21 protein-coding genes are annotated in these 17,935 nt (G+C 57.5%); 15 read left to right on the forward strand and 6 right to left on the reverse strand.

Annotated features, from left to right (window positions below; translation table 11 throughout):
- Positions 1 to 5: 5 nt before the first annotated feature.
- From HNQ50_RS05730 to HNQ50_RS05740, 3 genes are all read left to right on the forward strand, one after another.
- Positions 6 to 1,574, forward strand: coding sequence for a SpoVR family protein (locus HNQ50_RS05730; RefSeq protein WP_184098497.1), 1,569 nt, complete (start codon positions 6 to 8; stop codon positions 1,572 to 1,574).
- A 217-nt stretch (positions 1,575 to 1,791) separates the two neighbouring features.
- On the forward strand, positions 1,792 to 3,039 hold the full coding sequence (locus HNQ50_RS05735) for a PQQ-dependent sugar dehydrogenase (RefSeq protein ID WP_184098499.1): 1,248 nt from the start codon (positions 1,792 to 1,794) through the stop codon (positions 3,037 to 3,039).
- A gap of 8 nt (positions 3,040 to 3,047) precedes the next feature.
- Positions 3,048 to 3,782, forward strand: a complete 735-nt coding sequence (locus HNQ50_RS05740) for a class I SAM-dependent methyltransferase (RefSeq protein ID WP_184098501.1) — start codon at positions 3,048 to 3,050, stop codon at positions 3,780 to 3,782.
- Between the two features lie 4 nt (positions 3,783 to 3,786).
- On the opposite strand, the gene HNQ50_RS05745 is transcribed toward HNQ50_RS05740, so the two are convergent.
- Together HNQ50_RS05745 and HNQ50_RS05750 are read right to left on the reverse strand one after the other, a co-directional pair.
- Positions 3,787 to 4,203 (reverse strand): SufE family protein, encoded by a 417-nt coding sequence (locus HNQ50_RS05745; RefSeq protein WP_184098503.1) that lies wholly within the window; start codon positions 4,201 to 4,203, stop codon positions 3,787 to 3,789.
- The gene (locus HNQ50_RS05750; protein WP_246428599.1) at positions 4,200 to 5,444 is read right to left on the reverse strand and encodes an aminotransferase class V-fold PLP-dependent enzyme; all 1,245 of its coding nucleotides are present in this window, start codon (positions 5,442 to 5,444) and stop codon (positions 4,200 to 4,202) included. The genes HNQ50_RS05745 and HNQ50_RS05750 overlap by 4 nt, the downstream gene beginning before the upstream one ends.
- A gap of 14 nt (positions 5,445 to 5,458) precedes the next feature.
- Between HNQ50_RS05750 and nudB the strand changes: the two genes are divergently transcribed.
- The 6 genes from nudB to HNQ50_RS05780 all read left to right on the forward strand — a co-directional run bounded on the left by nudB (position 5,459) and on the right by HNQ50_RS05780 (position 9,553).
- Positions 5,459 to 5,908: a dihydroneopterin triphosphate diphosphatase gene (gene nudB, locus HNQ50_RS05755; protein ID WP_184098505.1), complete on the forward strand. Its 450-nt coding sequence runs from the start codon at positions 5,459 to 5,461 to the stop codon at positions 5,906 to 5,908.
- A 180-nt stretch (positions 5,909 to 6,088) separates the two neighbouring features.
- Complete coding sequence (locus HNQ50_RS05760; RefSeq protein ID WP_184098507.1) at positions 6,089 to 6,718, forward strand: nucleic acid/nucleotide deaminase domain-containing protein; 630 nt, start codon at positions 6,089 to 6,091, stop codon at positions 6,716 to 6,718.
- A gap of 42 nt (positions 6,719 to 6,760) precedes the next feature.
- Entirely contained in the window at positions 6,761 to 6,937 is a 177-nt protein-coding gene (locus tag HNQ50_RS05765) for a hypothetical protein (RefSeq protein WP_184098509.1), read from the forward strand.
- A gap of 13 nt (positions 6,938 to 6,950) precedes the next feature.
- The gene (locus tag HNQ50_RS05770; RefSeq protein WP_184098511.1) at positions 6,951 to 7,700 is read left to right on the forward strand and encodes an endonuclease/exonuclease/phosphatase family protein; all 750 of its coding nucleotides are present in this window, start codon (positions 6,951 to 6,953) and stop codon (positions 7,698 to 7,700) included.
- A 2-nt stretch (positions 7,701 to 7,702) separates the two neighbouring features.
- Positions 7,703 to 8,869 carry a cardiolipin synthase ClsB gene (gene clsB, locus HNQ50_RS05775; RefSeq protein ID WP_184098513.1) on the forward strand — a complete coding sequence of 389 codons (1,167 nt, stop codon included), beginning with the start codon at positions 7,703 to 7,705 and terminating at the stop codon, positions 8,867 to 8,869.
- A gap of 228 nt (positions 8,870 to 9,097) precedes the next feature.
- Positions 9,098 to 9,553, forward strand: coding sequence for a hypothetical protein (locus HNQ50_RS05780; RefSeq protein ID WP_184098515.1), 456 nt, complete (start codon positions 9,098 to 9,100; stop codon positions 9,551 to 9,553).
- An 87-nt stretch (positions 9,554 to 9,640) separates the two neighbouring features.
- Here the strand turns inward: HNQ50_RS05780 and HNQ50_RS05785 are convergent, their stop codons facing one another.
- Positions 9,641 to 10,450, reverse strand: coding sequence for an RNA methyltransferase (locus tag HNQ50_RS05785; RefSeq protein WP_184098517.1), 810 nt, complete (start codon positions 10,448 to 10,450; stop codon positions 9,641 to 9,643).
- A gap of 236 nt (positions 10,451 to 10,686) precedes the next feature.
- On the opposite strand from HNQ50_RS05785, the gene HNQ50_RS05790 reads away from it, so the two are divergent.
- The 5 genes from HNQ50_RS05790 to HNQ50_RS05810 all read left to right on the forward strand — a co-directional run bounded on the left by HNQ50_RS05790 (position 10,687) and on the right by HNQ50_RS05810 (position 14,341).
- The gene (locus HNQ50_RS05790) at positions 10,687 to 11,469 is read left to right on the forward strand and encodes an inositol monophosphatase family protein (protein WP_184098519.1); all 783 of its coding nucleotides are present in this window, start codon (positions 10,687 to 10,689) and stop codon (positions 11,467 to 11,469) included.
- 26 nt (positions 11,470 to 11,495) lie between these two features.
- A complete protein-coding gene (locus HNQ50_RS05795) occupies positions 11,496 to 11,924 on the forward strand; it encodes a DUF3293 domain-containing protein (RefSeq protein WP_184098521.1) in 429 nt (142 codons plus the stop codon).
- Positions 11,925 to 12,002: 78 nt separating this feature from the next.
- Entirely contained in the window at positions 12,003 to 12,776 is a 774-nt protein-coding gene (locus HNQ50_RS05800) for a DeoR/GlpR family DNA-binding transcription regulator (protein WP_184098523.1), read from the forward strand.
- Positions 12,773 to 13,810 carry an oxidoreductase gene (locus HNQ50_RS05805; protein WP_184098525.1) on the forward strand — a complete coding sequence of 346 codons (1,038 nt, stop codon included), beginning with the start codon at positions 12,773 to 12,775 and terminating at the stop codon, positions 13,808 to 13,810. The genes HNQ50_RS05800 and HNQ50_RS05805 overlap by 4 nt, the downstream gene beginning before the upstream one ends.
- A gap of 36 nt (positions 13,811 to 13,846) precedes the next feature.
- The gene (locus tag HNQ50_RS05810; protein ID WP_184098527.1) at positions 13,847 to 14,341 is read left to right on the forward strand and encodes a heme-degrading domain-containing protein; all 495 of its coding nucleotides are present in this window, start codon (positions 13,847 to 13,849) and stop codon (positions 14,339 to 14,341) included.
- A 62-nt stretch (positions 14,342 to 14,403) separates the two neighbouring features.
- Here the strand turns inward: HNQ50_RS05810 and HNQ50_RS05815 are convergent, their stop codons facing one another.
- From HNQ50_RS05815 to HNQ50_RS05825, 3 genes are all read right to left on the reverse strand, one after another.
- Positions 14,404 to 14,715: a HigA family addiction module antitoxin gene (locus tag HNQ50_RS05815; RefSeq protein ID WP_184098529.1), complete on the reverse strand. Its 312-nt coding sequence runs from the start codon at positions 14,713 to 14,715 to the stop codon at positions 14,404 to 14,406.
- A complete protein-coding gene (locus HNQ50_RS05820) occupies positions 14,715 to 14,993 on the reverse strand; it encodes a type II toxin-antitoxin system RelE/ParE family toxin (protein ID WP_184098531.1) in 279 nt (92 codons plus the stop codon). Before HNQ50_RS05820 ends, HNQ50_RS05815 begins: the two co-directional genes overlap by 1 nt.
- Before the next feature lie 71 nt (positions 14,994 to 15,064).
- A complete protein-coding gene (locus tag HNQ50_RS05825) occupies positions 15,065 to 16,015 on the reverse strand; it encodes a sugar-binding transcriptional regulator (protein ID WP_184098533.1) in 951 nt (316 codons plus the stop codon).
- 538 nt (positions 16,016 to 16,553) lie between these two features.
- Here HNQ50_RS05825 and HNQ50_RS05830 point away from each other — a divergent pair.
- Positions 16,554 to 17,864: an ABC transporter substrate-binding protein gene (locus HNQ50_RS05830; protein WP_184098535.1), complete on the forward strand. Its 1,311-nt coding sequence runs from the start codon at positions 16,554 to 16,556 to the stop codon at positions 17,862 to 17,864.
- Positions 17,865 to 17,935 lie beyond the last annotated feature (71 nt).

Here is a 17,935-nt window from a genome sequence, read left to right on the forward strand (position 1 = left end):
GCGCCATGACGACAACTCGCACCCGCAAAACCACGAGCGACGAGCCGGAAGCCCGGCCGCCGCGCAGAAAACCCTTGTCGCTGGGCTCGGAGTGGACCTTCGAGCTGATCGAAACGTATTACAAAGAAATCACCCGCATTGCCAAAAACTTTGGCCTGGACACCTATCCGAACCAGCTGGAGATCATTTCTGCCGAGCAAATGATGGACGCCTACGCCTCGGTTGGTATGCCGGTGATGTACAACCATTGGAGCTTCGGTAAACAGTTTTTGTCCACGCATAAGCATTACCAGCGCGGGATGATGGGGCTGGCGTATGAGATTGTCATCAACTCCAATCCCTGCATTGCGTATTTGATGGAAGAGAACACCATGACCATGCAGGCGCTGGTGATTGCGCATGCCAGTTTTGGTCATAACTCGTTCTTCAAGGGCAATTATCTGTTTCGGACATGGACCGAGGCCGATGCCATTATCGACTACCTGGTGTTTGCCAAACGCTACATTGCCGAGTGCGAAGCGCGGTATGGCGAAGACAAAGTGGAAGAACTGCTGGATTCTTGCCACGCGCTGATGAACTACGGTGTGGACCGCTACAAGCGCCCGCAAAAGCTGTCGCTGGAAAAAGAACTGGCGCGCCAGGCCGAGCGCGAGCAATACCAGCAATCCCAGATCAACGAAATCTGGCGCACTTTGCCGCGCCGCTTTGAAGAAGAACAGGCCGTTGCCCCCAAGCGGTTTCCGGAGGAGCCGCAAGAGAACCTCTTGTATTTCATCGAGAAATTTGCGCCCTTGCTGGAGCCCTGGCAGCGCGAGATCGTGCGCATCATCCGCAAGATCGCCCAATATTTCTACCCGCAACGGCAAACCCAGGTCATGAACGAGGGCTGGGCGACGTTCTGGCACTACACGCTGATGAACCAGTTGTATGAAGAGGGCCTGATCACTGATTCAGCCATGTTCGAGTTCCTGCATAGTCACACCAATGTGGTGATGCAGCCCGGCGTCGACAGTCCGTATTTCAATGGTATCAACCCGTATGCGCTGGGTTTTGCCATGTATCGGGATATCCAGCGTATCTGCCAGAACCCGACCGAAGAAGACAAACGCTGGTTCCCGGATATGGCGGGCTCTGACTGGTGCAAAACGCTGGACTTTGCCATGCGCAACTTCAAGGATGAAAGCTTTGTGGCGCAGTACCTCTCGCCCAAACTGATCCGGGATTTCCGCTTTTTCAGCATTCTGGATGATGACGAAAACGCCACGCTCAAGGTCTCCGCCATTCACGACGACGCGGGTTACGCGGAGATCCGCTCGCAACTGGCTTCACAGTACAACCTGGCGTATCGCGAGCCCAACATTCAGGTGTATGACGTCAACACCCGGGGCGACCGCTCGCTGACACTGCGGCATTACCAGTACCAGCGCCGGCCGCTGGCCAATAGCGTGCACGAAGTCCTCAAGCATATTGCGCGGCTATGGGGGTTCTCGGTCAAGCTGGAAAGTGTGGATGAGGACGGTCAGGTGATCCTCAGTTACGACTGCAAACTGGAAAAGCGCGGCAGCCCGTTTTGAGGGGTGAGGGCAAGAAAAAGCATGCATACCCCTGACTCGGCATTCCGGCGAAAGCCGGAGTCCAGTTGTAAACCACCGTGCCGCAGGCACTGAAAACCCGGAGCCCGCTCCGGGGTTTTTATTGCCTTTTTTGCCCGGCTGGCCGTTTCTATAGCCATGACTGGCCCAGTTGCGTCAGGATGTCCGTCATCTTTCCGTTGTTGTGGATACATGCCCCATGTGGAATCTGATGTCGATTCATATCCGCCAGTTAACACTGGCTTGCGCCACCATACTGGCCTGTCTTGTTGCGCCATCCGCCCAGAGTGCTGCGACCGGTACACCGTACGCCATCAACGGCACCTGCGAGGGTTTGCCACGCGTTGCCCTGAAAACGGCTCCCGGGTTCTGTGTGGGGCTGGCCGCCACCGGTCTGGGCATGCCGCGCGGCGTGCTGCCCATGCCGGATGGCTCTGCGCTGCTGACCGATATGGGCGGCTGGGGCAAGAACAAAGGCCGCTTGTTGCGGCTGGTACGCCACCAGGGTGGTTTTGACAGCATCACACTCCTTAACGGACTGGACCGCCCGCACGGTTTGCAACTGGGGCCGGATGGTCTGGTTTATCTGGGCGAGGCGGGCCGCATCAGCCGCTTCAACCCTACCGACGCGCAGCCCAGACTGACCACGGTGATTGATCAGCTGCCGGACGATGGACGCCATCCGATCAAGGTTTTCGTGTTCGGCAAAGATGGCGCTTTGTTCGTCAACTTTGGCTCGGCCACAGACAACTGCGAAGGGCGCATTGACACCAGTCAGCCCCCATTGCAGCAATGCAAAGACATGCAGACCGACCCGCAGCGTGCCTCCATCTGGCGTTACACCCAGCAAAACGGCCAATGGCAGGGCAAGCAATATGCAGCGGGGCTACGCAATTCCATGGCGCTGGCCATCCACCAGGGGACTGGCGCGTTGTGGCAGGCGGAAAACAGCCGTGATTACATCAACCGCAAATTGCCGGGACTGAAAAGCGATGAAAACCTGCCGCATGAAGAGCTTAACCTGATCCACGAAGGCAGCAACTACGGCTGGCCGTATTGCTACGACAACAATATGGCCGCGCCGGAATTTCCTGACGCCGATTGCGGGCTGTTTGCCAAGCCGGTCATGTTGTTGCCGGGGCATGCTGCACCATTGGGGATGGCCTTTTACGATGCGCCAGGTGGTCTTGCGGCATGGCGCGGCAGTCTGATCATGGGCTGGCACGGCTACCGCAACAACGGCCACCGGCTTGTCGCCATCCGCTTTGATAACAGCGGCATGCCCCAAGGTCAGCCGCAAGAACTGATCAGCGACTGGGGTGACGCGCCGGGCAAGCACCCCATGGGCGCACCCACGGATATCAAGATCGACAAAGAAGGGGTGATCTGGATCACGGAAGATCGCAATGGCGATCTGTTGATCATGACACCGGTGCGGATGCATTGAGTAACACCATGCCCCAGAACATCTACGACAATCCGGCCTTTTTTGATGGCTACAAAGCCTTGCGCCAGAACGATACCGGTCTCAATGGTGCGGTGGAAATCCCTGCGCTGCATGCTTTGTTGCCGACGCTAAACGGGTTGACGGTGCTGGATCTGGGTTGCGGTTTCGGTGATTTTGCCCGCTATGCGCGTGCACATGGCGCTGCGGCGGTGGTGGGGCTGGATATCTCACACAATATGCTGGCAGAAGCGCGTCGGCTGACGCACGACGCGGCCATCCACTATGAGCTTGGCCAGATCGAAACTTTCCAGGCCGCGCCGGGTAAGTTTGATCTGGTGGTGTCGTCCCTGGCATTGCATTACGTGGCGGACTATGCGGCGGCGGTTCGGGCGGTATGGTATGTGCTCAAGCCGGGTGGCTATTTTGTGTTCTCGGTTGAGCATCCAGTGTGCACGGCGAATCCGGTGGGTTGGATCAAGGATGAGGCGGGCAAAAAACAGCACTGGCCGCTGGATCACTATCTGGCGGAAGGGCCGCGTGATACCCGCTGGTTTGTCGAGGGAGTCATCAAATATCACCGCACGCTGCAAACCTGGGTGAATGGCTTGCTGGAAAACGGGTTTGTGCTGGAGCGATTGCTGGAACCCGGGCCGACGCTCGCGGCACTGGAAGCCCGGCCCGAGTTGGTGGACGAAACTCGCCGGCCGCCTTTTCTGCTCTTGCGTGCCCGCAAGACGGGTTAACACCTCAAGCGCTGCGGATCACCTGCACCATGGCAGCCAATCCGCTGGCGCGAGAACTGGACAAGAAACGCTGTAGCCCCAGGGTTTGCAAGAGCCCGCCAAAATCAAAGCTGGCCACTTCAGCAGCGCTGCGCCCGGCGTAGGCCGCACAGACCAGTGCCAGCAAGCCTTTGACGATGCGCGAATCACTGTCGGCCCAGAGTTGCAGGCGCTCATCTTGCCACTGGGTCAGCAGCCACACTTGCGCCTCGCACCCGGCCACACGGTGTTCATCAGTTTTCAATTCATCTGGCATCGGGGGCAATTCACGCGCCAGTTGAACCAGTAAGCGGTTTTTGGCTTCCCAGCCGTGCGCCGCTGCCAGTCGCCCCATCAGTGCGGGCAGGGCCAGTGTCTCTGGCAGCGCGGGCCAGGCACTCATTGCAATAGCTCCAGCGTGTCTTCCAATGCAGCCAGCAGGGCGTCAATATCCGCCGTGGTGTTGTACAAGGCGAGCGAGACACGCAGCGTACCTTGACTGAGGCCCAGCGATTGCATCAGTGGCCCGGCACAATGGTTGCCCACGCGCACGGCGATATCGCGCTCATCCAGAAATTGCGCCACGTCGTATGGATGCGCCCGGCCAAAGACCAAAGAGGCAATCGGCCCTTTGCCCGGTGCGGTACCGACAATGCGTACGCCATCCAGATAAGTGATGCCATCGGCCAGTTGCTGGTACAGCGCGGTTTCATGCTGAGCGATGGCCAGACGGTCTTGCCCGGCCAGCCAGTCCAGCGCGGCGGCGAGTGCCACGGTCTGGGCAAACGCGGGGGTGCCCGCTTCAAAACGGCGCGGGGCAGGGGCGAAGGTGGTGCCGTCGAATGACACCCGTTCAATCATTTCGCCGCCGCCTTGCCACGGTGGCATCTGCGCCAGCAATTCGGCACGGCCCCACAACACACCAATGCCGGTTGGCCCGAATACTTTGTGGCCGGAAAATACATAAAAATCCGCACCCAGCGCAGCAACATCCACCCCTTGATGGGCAATGCCCTGCGCCCCGTCCACCAACACACATGCGCCCACGGCCCTGGCGGCGGCAATCATCTGCTCCAGCGGTGGGCATACCCCCAGCGCGTTGGACATCTGACTGATCGCCACCAGGCGCGTGCGTGGGCCCAGCAGGTCGGCAAACGCGGTCATATCAATCTGACCGTCTTCCTGCAACGGAATCGGCCGGATCACTGCGCCGGTACGCTGGGCCACCAACTGCCATGGCACGATATTGGCGTGGTGCTCCAGCGTAGAAAGCAGGATTTCGTCGCCGGCCTTGAGTTCACTACCGCCCCAGCTATATGCCACCAGATTGATGGCCTCGGTCGCACCGCGCGTAAACACAACCTCTTGCGCATTGGCGTTGATGAAGCGTGCCACGGTCTGTCGCGCCGCCTCATACGCTTCGGTCGCGGCATAACCCAGCCGGTGCCCGCCACGATGCACATTGGCGTTGCTCTCTTCATAAAACCGGCGCTCGGCATCCAGCACCACACGGGGTTTTTGCGTGGTGGCGGCGTTATCCAGCCAGACCAGCTCCGGATTGGCAGCCAGCAACGGAAAAGCGGCCCGATCGGGCAGTGGCGAGTGATCCATAAACAAGACGACCATGAAGCAACAGATGCGCATTGTATAATGCGCCGATGGCTTACAAACAACCGATCTCTGTCCTCGTCGTCATCCACACGCCTGATCTGCAAATCCTGCTGCTGGAACGCAAGGGTTACGCGGATGGCTGGCAGTCTGTGACCGGCAGTCGTGAAGGCGAAGAACTGCTGCCTGACACTGCCCACCGCGAAGTATTTGAAGAGACCGGTCTGGATACCAATCGTTATGAGCTGGCCGACTGGCATTACAGTTCCGACTACGAAATCTACCCGGTCTGGCGATATCGCTACGCCCCCGGCGTCACCATCAACACCGAACACGTATTCAGCCTGCAAGTACCGTTTGCCCTGGATATCACCCTGGCGGCCGACGAGCACACCCGCTATCGCTGGGTAGAGTGGCAAGTCGCGGCGGAAATGGTGTTCTCCCCCTCTAACGCGGAAGCGATTCGCACGCTGGCCGGGCAGCGTTCAGCGCCGCGCTGAGGTCTCCGCACACGGTGTACGCGGCAAGGCGCGCGGTCTGTCGCATACCCCGGTGATGCCGCTGACCAGTCCAAAAGCCTGCCTGCCGGGCTGGTTTTGTGATCTATAGTGTCCGTATTCAGGCGTCGCCTGAATCATTTGCATGCGTATTTTTATTACCGGACTCTAACAGGATTTGCTATGCCCAAAGGAAACTACACCTATGTGCCTAAACAAGGTCTTGATTCAGGCGCAGATCATAAAGAAAATGCCAATGCATTGGTGTTTCATCTGGAGTCCGGCGATAAAATAATGACCCAGGTCCATTATGAAAATATGGATTTCAGAAATCTGAATTACCTCGATAAAATTGCCAGATCCATATTAAGCATCTGCCATTCGGCAGACAGCCCCGATTTCGTAAGGCAAAATCTGGTGGATATGAATACCGTTGCCGTTTATCCCTATGGCCCGGTGCTGGTAGTGGCCTGCAGTGGAAAAGTAACCCTGAACAGAAACCTTATCCTGTCTTGTCTGGGTGATACTATTGCAGATTATGGATTTTCGAGTATTTTGATTATTGGCGGGGGCGGCCCGCAGCAACAACATGCGGAAATGCAAATTGCGGATTTCCATCTTGTCCATCCGCCGGAAACAGGGTGGGGAATTATTGGTGTTTCGAAGCCTTGCTGCATATTGTGTGCCGAGAAACTGGATGATTTGAATATCAATTATTCTTACTGGCATGATCAAAATGTCGGCAGCATCGCAAAACGCAAAGCACATGGCGGATTTAGCGCCGGGTGGATACCTCCGTTATATACGAAATAGTCTTGTATAGAGGGCGCGCCGTTCCAGCGTCGGGTTGCTCGAATGGATTTGTTTTTGGGCATGGGATTACCAGGGGGCCGTGAAGATGGGACGGCGGCATGGGTGATTTTTGAAGCTGGTGGCCGACTTATGGAACATCGTTCGAAATTCATGTCTAACAGATTATTCCTGTTGCTGTGCAATATCCTGTTTTGTATCCAGCGTGAGAAAATGGCGTAAATCATTGAATAATATGGAAAGAAGAATCAAGGTCGCCTCCTACAACATCCACAAAGGCTTGTCGCCGCTGAACCGGCGGCTGGTGGTGCATGACGTGCGCCACGCGCTGCACAATCTGGCGCCTGATGTGGTGTTCTTGCAGGAAGTCCAGGGCGAACACAGTTCGCGCGCGCGCCAGTTCAACTACTGGCCCACCACGCCGCAACACGAATATCTGGCCGGAAACGACCTGTCTTTTGCCTACGGCCGCAACGCCATCCACCGGCTGGGGCACCACGGTAACGCCGTGTTGTCGCGCTTTCCGATCACGCGCTGGGGCAATCACGATATCACGCTCAACCGCTTTGAAAAGCGCGGCCTGCTGCATTGCGTGCTGGAGATCCCCAGCTGGAATGTGCCTTTGCATGCGTTCTGTGTGCATTTGAATCTGCTGGCGCGTGACCGTCGCAAGCAACTGGCGGCGATGGTCGAGCAAATCCAGAATGAGGTTCCGAAAAATGCGCCGCTGGTGATCGCCGGCGACTTCAACGACTGGCGTCGGGAAGCAACCCATATTCTGGGCTCAGAACTGCATGTGATTGAGGCCTTTGAAACCATGCATGGCTCGCCGGCGCGCAGTTTTCCGGTGCGCATGCCAGTGCTCTCGCTGGACCGCATTTATGTACGCGGCTTTGGGATTGAGGTAGCGGACGTGCTGGGCGGCCAGCCCTGGTCGCATTTGTCGGATCACGCGCCGCTGTACACCGTGCTGCGGCGAGGTTGAGCATGGACGGCTACCTGCCGGGTAACCGCATCAAACTGCTTAAAAATGGCGCTGAATATTTCCCGGAGTTGTTAAGCGCCATCGCGCGGGCGGAGCGCGAAATTTTCCTGGAAAGCTATCTGTTTGAGCTGGATGTGATTGGCGAGGCCGTGTGCGAGGCGCTGATGAAAGCGGCGCAGCGTGGCGTGGAAGTCAAAATGCAGCTGGATGGCTTTGGTGCGCGCAAGTTTCCGGATGCGTGGAAAGAACGGCTGGCCGCAGCTGGCGTCTGGTTGTTGTTTTTCCGGCCAGAGGTCAAAGCCCTTTCGTTTAACCGGCAGCGCTTGCGTCGGTTGCATCGCAAGCTGGTGGTGGTCGATGGTGTGCTGGCTTATGCCGGTGGCATCAATATCCTGTCTGATTACACGGGCCAGCCTGGCCCCGAACCGCGCTACGACTATATGGTGGAGGTACGCGGGCTGGTGGTGCCCCCCATGCATGAAGCGGCAGACCGACTGTGGCGGCATACGGCGTGGGTGCAGGTAGAAACAGACTGGGCCCGCAGTCGCCGGGAGCGGCCGCCTTATGAAGAAGCGGGCGGGGCGCTGGCGCGGTTCGATATCCGGGACAATCTGCGCCACCGCCACACCATTGAACATGAATATCTGGATGCCGTCGCCGCGGCACAGCACGAAATCATTGTGGCCTGCGCTTATTTTTTGCCCGGTTACCGTTTTCGGCACGCCTTGATTGACGCGGCCCAGCGCGGGGTAAAGGTGGTGTTGTTGCTGCAAGGAACGCTGGATCATGCTTTGTTGCAGTACGCCAGTCGGGCGTTTTTCCGGCAATTTATTGAGGCAGGTATCGAGATCCACGAATATGTCAGCGGCTATATGCATGCCAAAGTGGCGGTGATTGATGGGCTATGGGCGACGGTGGGTTCGTCCAATATTGACCCGTTCAGTCTGTTGCTGGCGCGTGAAGGCAATGTTTTTGTGCGGGATACCGAGTTTGCCGGCACGCTGGCTGCGGATATCCGCAAGACTATCGAGACGTCTGCCCGGCCTGTGGTGTTGCCCTTGCATTTGCGTGGGCCTGGTGGCTGGCGCATTAAACCCTGGATCAGTTATGGCATTGTCCGCTTCTTGATGGCGGTTTCCGGTTTCGGCGGGGAACGTTACCTGAAATAACAATTGGCTACGCAATTTGTGATCGGCTTCACTTTTAACAATGAATTACGGCCGCTTGTCGGCCGTTTTTTATTACCGTTTCTCCAATTGTATCGAAAGGTTATGGGCGATTGACACGCATTGGTGCGCTGAGTAGATTTCGCAAAAAAAACACAACCGCACAATAAAAACCACCGCAATTGCTACCCGCAATATCGGTCTACAAACAATCAATCAGGAGTCCTGATCATGAACAAAATGATGCGAGTTGTTGCTACCCTTCTGGCCGCTGGTGCCGTGTTTGCCCCTTTGGCTGCGCACGCTGACACCCCGGGGCCGAACCCGTACTATTTGCACGCGCTGAGTGACCTGCGTGACGCACGTGGTTATCTGGATCGCATTGATAGCAATCAGGTCCAGAAAGATGAAGTCAAAGCGCTGGAAGAAATCGATGCCGCTATTGGCGAAATGAAACACGCGGCGATTGATGATGGTAAAGACATTCACGATCATATGCCGGTTGATGCAGGTCTGAAACATACTGATCGCTTTCACAAGGCACTGGAATTACTGAATCGCGCTGAACAAGATGTTTCTCATCAGGAAAGCGATCCGGCTGCCATTGAATTGCAGGCTCGTGTTTTGCACCATATTCATGAAGCGCATCATGCTGTTGATCACGCCATCAACGCAGCGCTGGAATAAACCCCGGGTTGATACGAATTGACAGGTGGTGAATGTCGTCAATAAAAAAGGCCGCAATTGCGGCCTTTTTTATTCATTAATCCGTTGTTATTCAGATTGTGGTGGTTCTTTGGGTGCTTTGGCTGGCGGCTCCACCCGTTCAAATTCCACCGCTGCCCGCAAGACCCCACGCAGCATATCGACTTCTTCCTGATCCAGTTGGGCGCGCTGCACAATCCGGCGCACGCGCGGCATAAGCCGCTTGGGTTTTTGGGTGCGCAAGAAACCAATGGTGATCAACGTGCGTTCCAGATGCTCGTAAAAGAGTTCCATGTATTCATGGCTGGGAAGGGTGCGTTTTTCTTCCAGATGACTCACGTCATCCAGCAGCGCCGCGCGCAATTCGTAGCACAGCACCTGCACCGCTTGCGCCAGGTTCAGGCTGGAATACACCGGATTGGTCGGAATGGTCACGAGGCGGTTGCATAGCCGTACCTCATCAATGGTCATGCCGTTGGTTTCGTTGCCGAACACGAGCGCAATGTTGCCACCCGCCGTGGCCTCGGCCAGCAGTTCCGGCACCAGTTGGCGCGGGGTGTGCAAGGGTTGTACCAGTTCGCGGCGGCGTGCGGTCATGGCCACTTGCAAGGTGGTGCCGACAAGGGCTTCTTCCAGCGAACTGACCACGATCGCGCTATCGAGCACGTCGTCCGCGCTGCTGGCGAGGGAACGTGCGACGTCTGACGGAAATTCTTTCGGGTTGACCAGATAAAGTTGCGTCAAGCCCATGGTTTTCATGGCGCGGGCCGTAGAGCCAATATTGCCCGGGTGCGAGGTATTGCACAGCACAACGCGAAACGCAGCGAGGGTCTGATTGGCAAGCAGGCCAGTAGCGGGAAGGTCAGGTGAATCAGTCATGAGAGGCGATACCAGGAGATTTTTTGGTCGGCGCTGACAAAAGGGCCGGAAATTCAGTACAATAGCGGCTATATTTGTTTTCGATCTTTACAGGCTGATTCGCAACGCATACTGCGCTGCCCGGATCAGTGACAATCTACATCGTCATGCATGGGCCGCTGGCCGCATTGCCATTGTGAAATGGCATTGCTGGTTGCGCTGTCAATCAGCCTGTTTCAATCTGCCAGGGGTAATTCATGCATCCGATGCTCAATACGGCCGTTCGCGCCGCTCGCCGTGCCGCTTCCGTCATCCAGCGCGCGTCCAATAATCTTGATCTGATCACGCCAGAGAAGAAAGGCCACAACGATTTTGTGTCCGAAGTGGATCGCGCCGCTGAACGGGCCATCATCGAAACCATTCTGGAAGCCTACCCCAAGCACGCCATTCTAGCAGAGGAGTCCGGCCAGTCCGGCAATTCCGAGTACGAATGGATTATTGATCCGCTTGATGGCACCACCAACTTCCTGCACGGCTTCCCGCAATATGCGGTGTCGATTGCCCTGGCGCACAAGGGTGTGGTGACGCAGGCTGTGGTGTATGACCCCAACCGCAACGACCTCTTTACCGCGACGCGCGGCGTGGGCGCGTTCCTGAATGATCGCCGTATCCGTGTTTCCAAGGTGCGCGAACTGTCTGACGCGCTGGTCGGCACGGGCTTCCCGTATACCGATTTCAAGCATCTGGATACCTACCTCAATATCTTCCGCGAAATGGCCCAGAAGGCCGCCGGCGTGCGTCGCCCAGGTGCTGCGGCGCTGGATCTGGCCTACGTGGCTTGCGGCCAGTTTGATGGTTTCTTTGAGTTCGGCTTGAAGACGGTCGATATCGCAGCCGGTTCCTTGCTGGTGCAAGAAGCGGGCGGTCTGATCACCGATATTGAAGGTGGCGAAAACTATCTGCAAAGCGGCGACGTGATCTGCGGTACGCCACGCGTGTTTGGTCAGATGCTGCAACTGATCCGCGCCCACACCAAGTAATTGCTGTGCCAAACGGAGTTATGGCCATGCCAGATTCCGATTCCCGCCTGGCGGCGCTCAACGCCGCCTATATGGCGACCCGCTATGTCATTCCCGCTCTGGGTCTGACATTGCGGGTGGGCCAGACTTCTCCTGAACTCGATGCCTTGCTGCGCCAACGCCATATGCAAGGCTGGATGTTTATCTCTGCCTGTAACCCCGGATCACAAGCCGTACTTTGCCAGCATGAAAACCTGGCACGTCATCAAAACTTGCTCGATGCCCTGAAAGCGGCGCAATTCACTTTCTTTGAAGGCTATGGCGAAGGTGACGATGGGCTATGGCCGGCTGAGCCGTCTGCGTTGGTGCTGGGTGTAGATGAGTCTGCGGCCCGTATGTGGGGTCAGCGCTTTGAGCAAAACGCTGTGCTGTTTGGCGTTCAAGGCGGAGCCGTACAACTGCTGTGGTGTCGTTGATCTTGCGGTTTTTAACGTTATTCGGCAAAAAACCGCAATAATTTGCAAGTTTCGGCATGACGAGGCTAGAATGTCCGCATGTTTACCGAAGAACGTCACCAAACCATTCTGGATTACCTGGCCGAACAAGGCCGGGTGACGGTGCTGGAACTCGCCCAGCGTCTGCAAGTGTCGGACGATACCGTGCGCCGGGATTTGCGCGCGCTCGATGAGTTGGGCTTTTTGCAAAAAACCCACGGCGGGGCGGTTTCGCTGGAAGTGCCGCGCATGGCCCGCGCCCAGCGCGCCCAGGTATTGCCACAAATCAAACAGCAACTGGCGCAAGCGGTTGTGACCCATATCGAACCCGGCCAGACGCTGATGCTCGATGCCGGTCAGAGTGTGTTGGCGGTGGCGCAAGCGTTACCAGATATGCCGCTGACTGTGATTACGCATGCGCTGGATATCGCCAATGCGCTCAGTCAGCGTCCGCAAATCCGGCTGATTCTGGCGGGTGGCCTGTGGGATGCCCGGCAGCGCTTGTTTGCTGGTGCGCAAACTGTGACGCAGATTCAGACCTTACGGGCGGACTGGGCGATCATGGGCGCCTGCGCCGTACATGAAAAACTGGGCCTGACAGCCAGCGACGCTGCGGACGCCGAGGTCAAGCGCGCCATGCTGGCCGCCAGCGCGCAAACCATACTGGTGGCCGATCACAGCAAAACCGGCCGCAGCGAACCCTTCTTTGTCTGTCCCGCGCAGCACTTTACGCACTGGTTTACCGACCGCGCACCCGGCTGGGTGAATGCGCCTGCCGGTTTGCAGGTGATCGGGGCAGGGCATGTTTCTATAAATACGGAGAAAACCGCATGAATCGACTTAAAGTCGCACTGGTGGGCTACGGCTACGCCGGCAAAACCTTCCACGCCCCGCTGATCGTGGCGGCCCCTGGTTTGCATCTGACTACGGTGGTCTCTAGCGACCCGGCCAAAGTGCATGCGGACTACCCCGATGTGAACGTGGTGGCGCACGCCGCCGAAGCCCTGGCCGATCCGCAGATTGATCTGGTGGTGATCGCTGCGCCCAATGACCAGCATTTTCCGCTGGCGCAGGCAGCACTGGCTGCCGGCAAACATGTGGTGGTCGACAAGCCGTTTACCACCACGCTGGCTGAGGCGCGTAACCTGATTGCGCAGGCCAAAGAAGTCGGCAAAGTGTTATCGGTATTCCAGAACCGCCGTTGGGATGCGGATTTTCTGACCGTCAAAAAGCTGCTGGCCGATGATGATCTGGGCCGGGTGGTGCATTTTGAATCGCACTTTGACCGGTTCCGCCCGGTGGTGCGTCAGCGCTGGCGTGAGGCCGCCGGGCTGGGCAACGGTCTGTGGTTTGACCTGGGGCCGCATCTGGTCGATCAGGCCCTGCAACTGTTCGGCCGCCCGGAAGCGGTTTATGCCGATCTGGCCGTCATGCGGGATGAAGCAGTGGCGACCGACTACTTTCACGTTATCCTGCGTTACGAAGGTTTGCGGGTGATCCTGCATGGCAGCACCCTGGTCGCAGGCGGCCCGCGCTTTGTAATCCACGGCGACAAGCGCAGTTTTATCAAGCAAGGGCTGGATACGCAGGAAGCGCAACTTAAGGCCGGTGGCAAGCCGGGTGATGCAGATTGGGGTAAAGACCCGCTGGATGGTGTATTGATCACCAGCGTGAATGACGTTGAAGAAACCGCTGCCGTGGTCACCAAAGTGGGTGACTATCGCGCGTATTACAACGGCGTGGCCGCGGCCATTGCGGAGGGCAAACCCAACCCGGTATCGGGTGAGGAAGCGCTGGCGGTCATGGCGGTGATTGAACTGGCGCACACCAGCGCCAGCATGCAGCGCGAATTGCCGTTTACGGTTTAACCCCGGGCTTTGCCATTCACTTGAAAAGGGACCTGCATGACCGATTTTGCCCAAGACCTGGCGATCATCGCCCGGCAAGAACAAGCGCTGCAATTTGACCGTTTTGATACGGATGAAGCCTGGAAGCTGGGCTGTCGCCTGCGGGATATGGCGGTGGCCCGCAAAGCGCCGATCACCATTGAAATCACCCTGAATGGCCAGCGTTTGTTCTATGCCTCCATGCCTGGTACGACACCGGTGAACGACGACTGGGTGCGCCGCAAGCGTAATGTGGTCGAGTTATATCACCACAGCACTTACTTTGTGGGCCAGGGCAATCGCCAGTCTGGCATGACCCTGACCGATAAGATTGGCGTGCCGCTGGCGGACTATGCCACCAACGGCGGAGCGTTTCCGCTGTTGATCAAGGGTGCGGGCTGCGTGGGGAGCGTGATTGTTTCTGGTCTGGCGCAGCGCGATGACCACGGTTTTGTGGTGGAAGCACTGGCAGCGCATCTGGGTGTGTCGCTGGACGGGTTGATGCTGGATTGAGGTGGTTGGTTGCTGATTAAAAAAGCCCGCAGATGCGGGCTTTTTTGTTTTGCCAAAAGGCATCAGGTATTGAGGCTATGCACCCGGGTTACAACGGGACGGCCGCGCTCTGTGGTTTGCCATAAGTCGTAACTCATTTGTGCTCGTAACCAGCTTTCTGCGCTCGGCCCCGCATCTGGGCCGTTGAGCCAACTCTCCAGCCGCAGGGCCATTTCCGTAGAAATGCCTGCGCTGCCATGCAGTATGCGCGAGAGTGCGGCGCGGGTAATGCCAAGCTCGTTGGCCGCCTGAGTGACGGTGAGGCCCAAGGTGGGCAAAATATCCTCACGCAGGGTTTCGCCAGGGTGGGGAGGGTTGTGCATTCTGATGGGCATCAGTGGTAGTCCTGATATTCAACAAGTTCGGCATTGTTACCGTCAAAGCGAAAGGTCATTCGCCAGCTACCGGAAACAGAAACAGCCCAATGGCCGGCCAGATTCTCGGTGAGCGGGTGAAGCCGCCAGCCAGGCATATTCATGTCTTGTGGGGTGGTGGCGGCATCCAGTTGGGCTAGCTGTCGCCGCAATCTGGGCGCGTGGTTCGCCTGAATGCCCGTGGTCTTGCCTGTCTCGAAAAAGAGCCGCAAGCCCTTATGCTTGATGTGCTTGATCATGCATTCGAGCGTATAGCCAAACTATACACTACAAGCTGCGATAGATCAGGGGCGTGCTGATCTCTGATAGGTTAATCCACCAGCGCCAACGCCTGCCGCGCTGATTCTTCATCCGTCACCAGACCGGACAGCCAGCGCCCGCGCAACGTGGCATTCAATGCGCTGTGCTTGCTGGCACCGCCGGCAAAGGCGATCACCGGGCGATCTGTGGCGGTGGGCAATTGCAAACTGGTCACGCGGTCGGTAATGGGTGAGGAGAGCGGCCGGCCTTCGTGGTTTACCGCGTGACCAATGATTTCACCGGCGGCGCCTTCAGATACCAGTTGGCCGATTTCTTCCTTGCTCAAGAAGCCGTCTTCTTCCAGCGGGCAGCCCGGGCCGACTGAACCAATCCCGATAAACGTCACATCGGCATGGGCGGATAATTCGCTCACCACGCGGTAGACGCGGTGGCTGCACCATTGGCGGCAGTCTTCCGCACTGTCTGCAATCAGCGGGGCGGGCAGCATGAAGTATTTGCTGCCGGTTTTCTCGGCCGTGCGCAGCGCCACGTCGTAGCGGTTGGAGGCACCATCGGTGGCGATCGCACCCACCATGGACACAATGCGGTGTTGCGGGCGATCAATCTCTGCCAGTTCGTCGATCACGCCCTTGAGCGTCCGGCCAGAGCCCAGATTCACCACGATGGGTGTCTCGGACTGCAAAAACTGCGTCATGACTTCTGCGCCGGCCACGGCCAGCATGCGGCGCAGGCCTTCAGATTCGCCACTGGCGGGCACCACACGGCACAAGCTCAGGCCAAAGCGGGCCTTCATCTGTTCGGCCAGGGCAAGGCAATCGGTAATGCCGTGCTGGATGTTGACGCGCACCAGGCCCTGTTCTACCGCATAGGCCACCAGTCGCTGTGCCATCTGGCGGGAGATGCCCAGATGATCGGCAATCTCGTGCTGGGTATTGTTGGCGACGTAATACATCCACGCGGCCCGCGCGGCCTGATCCAGTTTTTCTTGCTGTTTAGACATCACTTGCTCCGTTGTGCCCGTCTTGCTCTGGCAGACAATGCCCGCCGATTGTAGCCATTTCGGGCTCTCTCGGGCAGTCGCCGTGCCGGTTTTGGCATGGGCAAGATCGGTGCGTCACATTGGCATTTGCTCTAAATGTGGGCAAAAGCTTGACATTGCGCAAGTGATGTTTGATTATTTGCTCGTGTAGTGATTAATTGCTCACTACGCGATGACGAGGATGCGGGCCTGCCAGCCTGGCCGGCAAGCTGATTTGCTGCTTCTGACAGTCGCAAAAACTTCAGGACCGGATGTACTGGAGTAAATATGCGGTCATTTGCAGATAACAAGCCGTCTTTTGACGTCATCAGAGATCGAACGACACGACGGGAACGCAACACAGTCCATGCTGGAGATTGCGAAATACAACGTCGGCAATGCGGTACCCAGCAAGCAGGAGCGGGTTGATGAATGCACCATACAGGGGCTTTATATCTACATGTCATGTAGTCGCCGCCGAATTCATCGCTCAACGTACAAACGTTTGGAGAGACAAAGCATGAAACGCAACGCCATGATTTGCGCCGTGAGCGCGGCCACCTTCGCCGCGGCCGGTTTTGCCAGCGCCGCCACCGTGACCATCGCCACCATCAACAACCCGGACATGATCGAACTGCAAAAACTGTCAAAGCAGTTTGAAGCTGCCAATCCGGATATCCAGCTCAAGTGGGTGACGCTGGAAGAAAACGTGCTGCGCCAACGCGTGACGACCGACATTGCCACAGGTTCGGGCCAGTTTGACCTGATGACCATTGGCGCCTACGAAACCCCGATCTGGGCCAAGAAAGGCTGGCTGACACCGCTGAACCTGCCCGCCAGCTACGATGTGAACGACGTGATCAAGCCCGTGCGTGACGGCCTGTCGCTGAACGGCAAGCTGTATGCCGTGCCGTTCTACTCGGAAAGCTCCATGACCTACTACCGCAAAGATCTGTTCGATGCCAAGGGTCTGAAGATGCCGGATCAGCCTACCTGGAACGACATCAACGGCTTTGCCGAAAAACTCAATGACAAAGCCAATGGCGTGTATGGCATCTGCCTGCGCGGTCAGGCGGGCTGGGGCGAGAACATGGCCCTCGTCGGCACCATGGTGAACACCTTTGGTGGCCGCTGGTTTGACCAGCAATGGAAACCGACGATTGATACGCCGGAATGGAAAAAAGCCGTCACCACTTATGTAGACATCCTGGGTAAATACGGCCCTCCGGGGGCCAGCGCCAACGGTTTCAATGAAAACCTGGTGCTGTTTGGCAGCGGCAAGTGTGCCATGTGGATTGATGCCACTGTGGCCGCCGGCATGCTCTACAACGGCAAGGAATCCAAGGTAGCCGACAAGGTGGCCTTTGCCCAGGCCCCGATCGGTACCAGCCCGAAGGGCGCGCACTGGCAGTGGATGTGGTCGCTGGCCGTGCCCAAGTCGTCGAAGAATCAGGATGCAGCGCAAAAGTTTGCCGCCTGGGCCACCAGCAAGGAATACATCCAGCTGGTTGCCAAAGACCTGGGGTGGGCGTCTGTACCGTCCGGCACGCGTGAATCCACTTACGCTAATCCGGAATACCAGAAAGCGGCACCGTTTGCCGGCTTTGTGCTGAACGCCATCAAGACCGCCAGCCCGACAGATGCCACCGTGCAGAAGGTGCCGTATATCGGCATCCAGTTCGCCACCATTCCTGAGTTCCAGTCCATTGGCACGGTGGTGGGGCAGCAAGTGGCCGGGGCGCTGACCGGCAAGAGCACCGTCGATGCCGCACTCAAGGCGTCACAAGCTTCGACTGAACGCGCAATGCGTCAGGCTGGTTATCTGAAGTAATTCATGTGAGGGGTGAGGGGGGAGGAGTGAGGTGTAAAAACAGCCGCGGTTGGCGGTTTTACCCCTCACGC

Origin of the sequence: Silvimonas terrae, assembly GCF_014202765.1 — a bacterium.
In the GTDB taxonomy this organism is placed as follows: Bacteria; Pseudomonadota; Gammaproteobacteria; order Burkholderiales; family Chitinibacteraceae; genus Silvimonas; species Silvimonas terrae.

Bases quoted from the DNA above. Each gene is read 5' to 3' on its own strand.
- HNQ50_RS05795 (WP_184098521.1), top strand. From the start codon at position 11,496: ATGCCAGATTCCGATTCCCGCCTGGCGGCGCTCAACGCCGCCTATATG.
- HNQ50_RS05810 (WP_184098527.1), top strand. From the start codon at position 13,847: ATGACCGATTTTGCCCAAGACCTGGCGATCATCGCCCGGCAAGAACAA.
- HNQ50_RS05740 (WP_184098501.1), top strand. From the start codon at position 3,048: ATGCCCCAGAACATCTACGACAATCCGGCCTTTTTTGATGGCTACAAA.
- HNQ50_RS05805 (WP_184098525.1), top strand. From the start codon at position 12,773: ATGAATCGACTTAAAGTCGCACTGGTGGGCTACGGCTACGCCGGCAAA.
- HNQ50_RS05750 (WP_246428599.1), bottom strand. From the start codon at position 5,444: ATGCGCATCTGTTGCTTCATGGTCGTCTTGTTTATGGATCACTCGCCA.
- HNQ50_RS05820 (WP_184098531.1), bottom strand. From the start codon at position 14,993: ATGATCAAGCACATCAAGCATAAGGGCTTGCGGCTCTTTTTCGAGACA.
- clsB (WP_184098513.1), top strand. From the start codon at position 7,703: ATGGACGGCTACCTGCCGGGTAACCGCATCAAACTGCTTAAAAATGGC.
- HNQ50_RS05745 (WP_184098503.1), bottom strand. From the start codon at position 4,203: ATGAGTGCCTGGCCCGCGCTGCCAGAGACACTGGCCCTGCCCGCACTG.
- HNQ50_RS05765 (WP_184098509.1), top strand. From the start codon at position 6,761: ATGGATTTGTTTTTGGGCATGGGATTACCAGGGGGCCGTGAAGATGGG.
- HNQ50_RS05730 (WP_184098497.1), top strand. From the start codon at position 6: ATGACGACAACTCGCACCCGCAAAACCACGAGCGACGAGCCGGAAGCC.
- HNQ50_RS05780 (WP_184098515.1), top strand. From the start codon at position 9,098: ATGAACAAAATGATGCGAGTTGTTGCTACCCTTCTGGCCGCTGGTGCC.
- HNQ50_RS05815 (WP_184098529.1), bottom strand. From the start codon at position 14,715: ATGCCCATCAGAATGCACAACCCTCCCCACCCTGGCGAAACCCTGCGT.
- HNQ50_RS05760 (WP_184098507.1), top strand. From the start codon at position 6,089: ATGCCCAAAGGAAACTACACCTATGTGCCTAAACAAGGTCTTGATTCA.
- HNQ50_RS05790 (WP_184098519.1), top strand. From the start codon at position 10,687: ATGCATCCGATGCTCAATACGGCCGTTCGCGCCGCTCGCCGTGCCGCT.
- HNQ50_RS05735 (WP_184098499.1), top strand. From the start codon at position 1,792: ATGTGGAATCTGATGTCGATTCATATCCGCCAGTTAACACTGGCTTGC.
- HNQ50_RS05785 (WP_184098517.1), bottom strand. From the start codon at position 10,450: ATGACTGATTCACCTGACCTTCCCGCTACTGGCCTGCTTGCCAATCAG.
- HNQ50_RS05825 (WP_184098533.1), bottom strand. From the start codon at position 16,015: ATGTCTAAACAGCAAGAAAAACTGGATCAGGCCGCGCGGGCCGCGTGG.
- HNQ50_RS05830 (WP_184098535.1), top strand. From the start codon at position 16,554: ATGAAACGCAACGCCATGATTTGCGCCGTGAGCGCGGCCACCTTCGCC.
- nudB (WP_184098505.1), top strand. From the start codon at position 5,459: ATGGCTTACAAACAACCGATCTCTGTCCTCGTCGTCATCCACACGCCT.
- HNQ50_RS05770 (WP_184098511.1), top strand. From the start codon at position 6,951: ATGGAAAGAAGAATCAAGGTCGCCTCCTACAACATCCACAAAGGCTTG.
- HNQ50_RS05800 (WP_184098523.1), top strand. From the start codon at position 12,003: ATGTTTACCGAAGAACGTCACCAAACCATTCTGGATTACCTGGCCGAA.